General features: G+C 69.3%; 5 protein-coding genes. 4 read left to right on the forward strand and 1 reads right to left on the reverse strand.

Annotated elements, in window-relative coordinates; all coding sequences use genetic code 11:
* Window positions 1–75 precede the first annotated feature (75 nt).
* Entirely contained in the window at window positions 76–897 is an 822-nt protein-coding gene (locus RCF13_RS00120) for an ATP-binding cassette domain-containing protein (protein WP_053496707.1), read from the reverse strand.
* A gap of 151 nt (window positions 898–1,048) precedes the next feature.
* On the opposite strand from RCF13_RS00120, the gene RCF13_RS00125 reads away from it, so the two are divergent.
* From RCF13_RS00125 to RCF13_RS00140, 4 genes are all read left to right on the forward strand, one after another.
* Window positions 1,049–2,251, forward strand: a complete 1,203-nt coding sequence (locus RCF13_RS00125) for a fatty acid desaturase (protein WP_061480455.1) — start codon at window positions 1,049–1,051, stop codon at window positions 2,249–2,251.
* Window positions 2,248–2,580 (forward strand): hypothetical protein, encoded by a 333-nt coding sequence (locus RCF13_RS00130; RefSeq protein ID WP_005421108.1) that lies wholly within the window; start codon window positions 2,248–2,250, stop codon window positions 2,578–2,580. The genes RCF13_RS00125 and RCF13_RS00130 overlap by 4 nt, the downstream gene beginning before the upstream one ends.
* Window positions 2,581–2,599: 19 nt before the next feature.
* Window positions 2,600–3,412 carry a bifunctional DNA-formamidopyrimidine glycosylase/DNA-(apurinic or apyrimidinic site) lyase gene (mutM, locus tag RCF13_RS00135; protein ID WP_061480453.1) on the forward strand — a complete coding sequence of 271 codons (813 nt, stop codon included), beginning with the start codon at window positions 2,600–2,602 and terminating at the stop codon, window positions 3,410–3,412.
* A gap of 104 nt (window positions 3,413–3,516) precedes the next feature.
* Window positions 3,517–5,121, forward strand: a complete 1,605-nt coding sequence (locus RCF13_RS00140) for a glucan biosynthesis protein D (RefSeq protein WP_134969404.1) — start codon at window positions 3,517–3,519, stop codon at window positions 5,119–5,121.
* The last annotated feature ends 314 nt before the right edge of the window (window positions 5,122–5,435 follow it).

The raw sequence follows: 5,435 nt of genomic DNA on the forward strand, positions 1-5,435 counted from the left end.
GAGCCGATGCTCGGCTGCTGCTTGTCGTGATCAGGAGCAGCCGAGCATCGGCTCGGCTCTACAACGGCATGCCGATCACCCCGCGTATGCGGTCAGCCGGCCTTCCTGCTCGCAGACGGTGATCGCGCCGCCGAACACCGCCGACAGCGGTTCGTTGCGCAGCAGCTCGGCGCGGGTGCCGTCGGCCAGCACGCGGCCATCGCGCAGCAGTACCACGCGCTCGATCTCGGGAATGATCTCTTCGATGTGGTGGGTCACCAGCACCAGGGTGATGCCCTGCTGCGCCAGCACCCGCATGGTCGCCACCAGCTGCTCGCGGGCGACCAGGTCCAGCCCGGTGGAGGGTTCATCCAGCAGCAGTGCCTGCGGCCGGTTGACCAGCGCGCGGGCGATCAGCACGCGGCGGGTCTCGCCAGCGGACAACTCGGCGTAGGCGCGGTCGCGCAGGGACAGGGCGCCGGTCATCGCCAGTGTCTCGCCCACGCGTGCGCGCATATCGGCGGTCACTTCGCGGAAGGCCGGCACCACGTAGCTGGCGAAGAAGCCGGACAGCACTGCCTGTTCCACGGTCAGGCCCGGCATGTCGGCCAGGTTGCTGCTGAGATCGCCGGTGACGATGCCCAGCTGCGATCGCAGCCGGTCCACCTGCCAGCGGTTCTGCCCCAGCACCCTTACCGCCACGGAGCCGTCGACCTGCGCCAGCGGGTACAGCTCGCGGGTGATCAGCTTGATGAAGGTCGACTTGCCGCAGCCGTTGGGGCCGAGCAGGGCGGTGTGCTGGCCCTGTGCGATGCGCAGGCTGAGCCCGTGCAGCACCTTCACCTGGCCGCGCACCACGGTGGCGCGGTCCAGTTCGATCAAGGGGGGCAGCTCCGCAACGGGCGGGGCGGCAGTCATGGTGCTGGCGCGTGGATCAAGGCTCGACAACTCAGGTCCCCAACTGTGAACGGTGCCACGGATGGCGATGCGATACATCGCCGCAGGGATGCAGTTTGCAACGCAAGCGCCCATCATGTCTGCCATCCCCGCGTCGATCCGGAGAGCTGCCATGTCTGATGCCCTGATGTCCCTGTTGACCGGTGGTGTGCTCGGCCTCGGCTGGTGGGCCATGTTGGGCGTGCTGCTGGTCTTCACCCAGATCACCATCTTCTCGGTAACCCTGTACCTGCACCGCAGCCAGGCCCATCGCGGGGTCGATTTCCATCCGGCGCTGGCGCACGTGTTCCGCTTCTGGCTGTGGCTGACCACGTCGATGATCACCCGCGAGTGGGTGGCCATCCATCGCAAGCACCACGCCAAGGTGGAGACCGAGGACGATCCGCACAGCCCGGTCACCCGCGGCATCGGCAAGGTGTTCTGGCATGGCGTGGAGCTGTACCGCGAAGCGCGCGGCATGCGCGCGGACATCGAGCAGTACGGGCGCGGCACGCCGGACGACGCGATCGAGCGCCACCTGTATACCCCGCACGCCACGCTGGGGCCGGTAGTGCTGCTGGCGATCAACGGCGTGCTGTTCGGCCTGCCCGGCGTGGCGCTGTGGGCGATCCAGATGGCGTGGATCCCGTTCTGGGCGGCGGGCGTGGTCAATGGCCTGGGCCACTGGTGGGGGTACCGCAACTACGAGTCGGCCGATACCTCCACCAATCTCACGCCGTGGGGGTTCTGGATCGGTGGCGAGGAGCTGCACAACAACCACCATGCCTTCCCCAGTTCGGCGCGCTTCGCGATGCGGCGCTGGGAGTTCGACATCGGCTGGAGTGCGATCCGCCTGCTGCAGGCGCTGCACCTGGCCAGGGTGCTGCGGGTGGCACCGGCCATGGACGTGCGCCCGAACATCGCCGTGCCCGATGCCGAAACGCTGAAGGCGCTGCTGTCGCACCGCTTCCAGGCGATGACCGATTACCAGCGCAACGTGTTCATGCCGGCCCTGCGCGAGGAGGCCGCGCAGGCCGGGGCCAAGCTGCGCCGCCTGCTGCCACGCCGGTTGCGCCGTGGCCTGGTCAACGATGGCCGCTGGCTGAAGCCGGACAGCCGCGCCCAGCTCAGCGCATGGGTGGCGCAGCGGCCGCGCATCCGCACCCTGGTCGAGTACCGCGGGCGACTGGCTGCGCTGCTGGAAGCCCGTGGCCACGACGCCGCCGAGCGCCTGCATCAGCTGCAGGCGTGGTGCCGCGAGGCCGAGGAAAGCGGTATCGCGGCGTTGCAGGCCTACGCCGCACGCTTGAAGGGCTACAGTCTGGTGGGCGCGTGAGGGCAGGGTACGGGCTTCTGCTGGCGGCGCTGCTGCCGGGTGCGGCGCTGGCCCAGGTCACCGACACCGCCAGCTATCTGCAGCGGATGGACAGCGATGGCGACGGCAGGGTCAGCGAGGCCGAGTACGTGCAGTGGATGCTGTATGCCTTCGACCGCATGGACCGCAATGGTGATGGCGTGCTGAGCGCCGACGAGCTGCCCGGCGGCAAGGGCAGGGCAATCCGCCGCGAGCAGCAGCGGCAGGTGATCGTGCAGCGCTTTCATAAGCAGGATGCCAACGGTGATGGCTTCCTGGATGCGCGCGAGCTGTCCGCGCCGCCGCGTTGAGCGGGCGTAGAATCGCACCATGCCTGAACTGCCCGAAGTCGAAACCACCCGCCGCGGCCTGGCGCCGCACCTGCAGGGCCGGCGCGTGCATGGCGTGATCCTGCGCCGCGCCGACCTGCGCTGGCCGATTCCACCGGAAGTGGCCGAGCTGCTGCCGGGGCAGCGCATCGAGGACATCCGCCGGCGCGCCAAGTACCTGCTGCTGGATACCGCCATCGGCAGCGCCGTGCTGCACCTGGGCATGTCCGGCAGCCTGCGCGTGCTGCCCGGTGATACCCCGCTGCGGGCGCACGACCACGTCGACATCAGCCTGGACAACGGCCGCCTGCTGCGCTTCAACGACCCGCGCCGCTTCGGCAGCCTGCTCTGGCAGCCGGCTGGGGAGATCCACCCGCTGCTGCAGGGGCTGGGCCCGGAGCCACTGGACGACGCGTTCGACGGCGACTACCTGTTCGACCGCAGCCGGGGCCGCAGCGCGCCGGTGAAGACCTTCCTGATGGACCAGGCGGTGGTGGTGGGCGTGGGCAACATCTACGCCGCCGAGAGCCTGTTCAAGGCCGGCATCAGTCCGCTGCGCGAGGCAGGAAAGATCTCGCGAGAACGCTACCAGCGGCTGGCCGACGCGGTGAAGGAGATCCTGGGCTACGCCATCACCCGCGGCGGCACCACCCTGCGCGATTTCATCAGCCCCGATGGTGCGCCGGGCTACTTCGAGCAGGAGCTGCTGGTGTATGGCCGCGACGGGCTGCCGTGCCCGAACTGCGGGCGCGCGCTGAAGCACGCCACCATCGGCCAGCGCGCCAGCGTCTGGTGCAGCCACTGCCAGCGCTGAGCCGGCGACCAGCGGCAGCTGAACGGGCAGGGCGCGTCTCCGCTGCCCGTTAACGTTTGTCTGCCTATCATGGCCGACCTTCCTTCTGTGCCTGACGCGCCTGCATGCAACGACGCGACTTCATCCGCAATGCCTCCCTCGCCCTGGCTGCATTCGGCCTGCCGTCCCTGCCCGCGTGCGCGGCCAGCAGGAGCGGTCAGATGGGCCTGCGCCGCCTCGGCCAACCGCAGCCGTTCGACTTCGCCACCCTGAAGGGCCAGGCGCGCGCGCTGGCACAGGCGCCCTACAAGAGCCACAAGCGGGTGTTGCCGGGCCGCCTGGAAGGCCTCGACTGGGACCAGTACCAGTCGATCGGCTACCGCCAGGACCATGCGCTGTGGGCCGACCAGCCCGGCAAGTTCCAGGCCAAGTTTTTCCACCTGGGCCTGTACTTCCATTCGCCGGTGCGCATGTTCGACGTGGTCGACGGCAAGGCGCAGGAACTGGCGTATGACGGCGCGGCGTTCAACTACGGCAAGAGCGGCATCAAGGATGGCGAGCTGCCGGCCGATCTGGGTTTCGCTGGCTTCCGCCTCAACACCCGCAAGGACACCGACCGCGACTTCGCCGCCTTCCTCGGCGCCAGCTACTTCCGCGCCGTTGGCAAGGAGGGCCAGTACGGCCAGTCGGCGCGTGGGCTGGCGATCGATACCGGCATGGGCAAGCCGGAGGAATTCCCGGACTTCATCGCCTACTACCTGGAGCAGCCGTCGGCCGATTCGGACACGATCGTGGTCTATGGCCTGCTGGATTCGCCCAGCGTGGCCGGTGCCTATCGCTTCGCGATCACCAATGGCGACGTGCTGCTGATGGACATCGACAGCGCGCTGTACCCGCGCAAGGCGATCGAGCGGTTGGGCATCGCCCCGTGCACCAGCATGTACCAGGTGGGTGAGAACGACCGTCGCATGGCATGGGACTGGCGCCCGGAGATCCACGATACCGATGGCCTGTCGCTGTGGACCGGTGCCGGCGAGTGGATCTGGCGGCCGCTGCTGAACCCGCGCAACCTGCGTTTCAACATGTTCGTGGACCGCAACCCGCGCGGCTTCGGCCTGCTGCAGCGCGACCGCAATTTCGACCATTACCAGGACGACGGCGTGTTCTACGAGAAGCGCCCGTGCCTGTGGGTGGAGCCGAAGGGCGAATGGGGCGAAGGCTCGGTGCAGCTGGTGGAGATTCCCACCGTGGACGAGACGTTCGACAACATCGTGGCGTTCTGGAACCCGAAGGAAAAGCCACAGCCGGGCCAGGAGCTGCTGGTCGGTTACCGCTTGTACTGGGGCGCCGAACCGCCGGCGCGCCCGCCGCTGGCGCACTGCGTGGCCAGCCGCACCGGCCTGGGCGGTGTGGTCGGCAAGAAGCGCGAGTACTTCAGCTGGCGCTTCGCGGTGGACTTCGAAGGTGGCGAACTGGCCAGGCTGATCGACAAGGCCGAGGTCGAAGCGGTGGTGGAAGCCAGCCGTGGCCGGGTCGAGATCGTGTCGGCGCGCCCGCTTCGCGAGATCAACGGCTACCGCGCGATGTTCGACCTGGTGCCGCCGGAAGGCAGTACCGAGCAGATCGACATCCGCCTGTTCCTGCGCAGTGGTGGCAAGACCCTCACCGAGACCTGGCTGTACCAGTACACCCCGCCGCCGGCCGGTGCGCCGGAGCGCACGCTGTACTAAGAGGGGGGGGCAGGGCTTGCAGCCCTGCACCTGCTGACGTCAACGTCAACGTCAAAAGCGGGCATTCCGTGGGATGGCGGGGTGGGGGGGGGGGGGGGGGGGGGGGGGGGAAAATACCACTAGTCCGGGGCGGGCCCGCCCAAGCGCGCCCCCCCCCCCCACCCCCACCCCCCCCCCCGCGCCCCCCCCCGGGGGGGGTTTGGGGTGGGGGGGGGGGGGGGGCGGGGGGGGGGGGGGTCCCCCGCGGGGGCGCCGCCCCGCGGCTTCGGGCAATTATCCCCCCCCCCCCCCCCCCCCCCCCCCCCCCCCGCCAT

This window comes from Stenotrophomonas maltophilia group sp. RNC7, assembly GCF_030910085.1.
Taxonomy (GTDB): Bacteria; Pseudomonadota; Gammaproteobacteria; order Xanthomonadales; family Xanthomonadaceae; genus Stenotrophomonas; species Stenotrophomonas sepilia.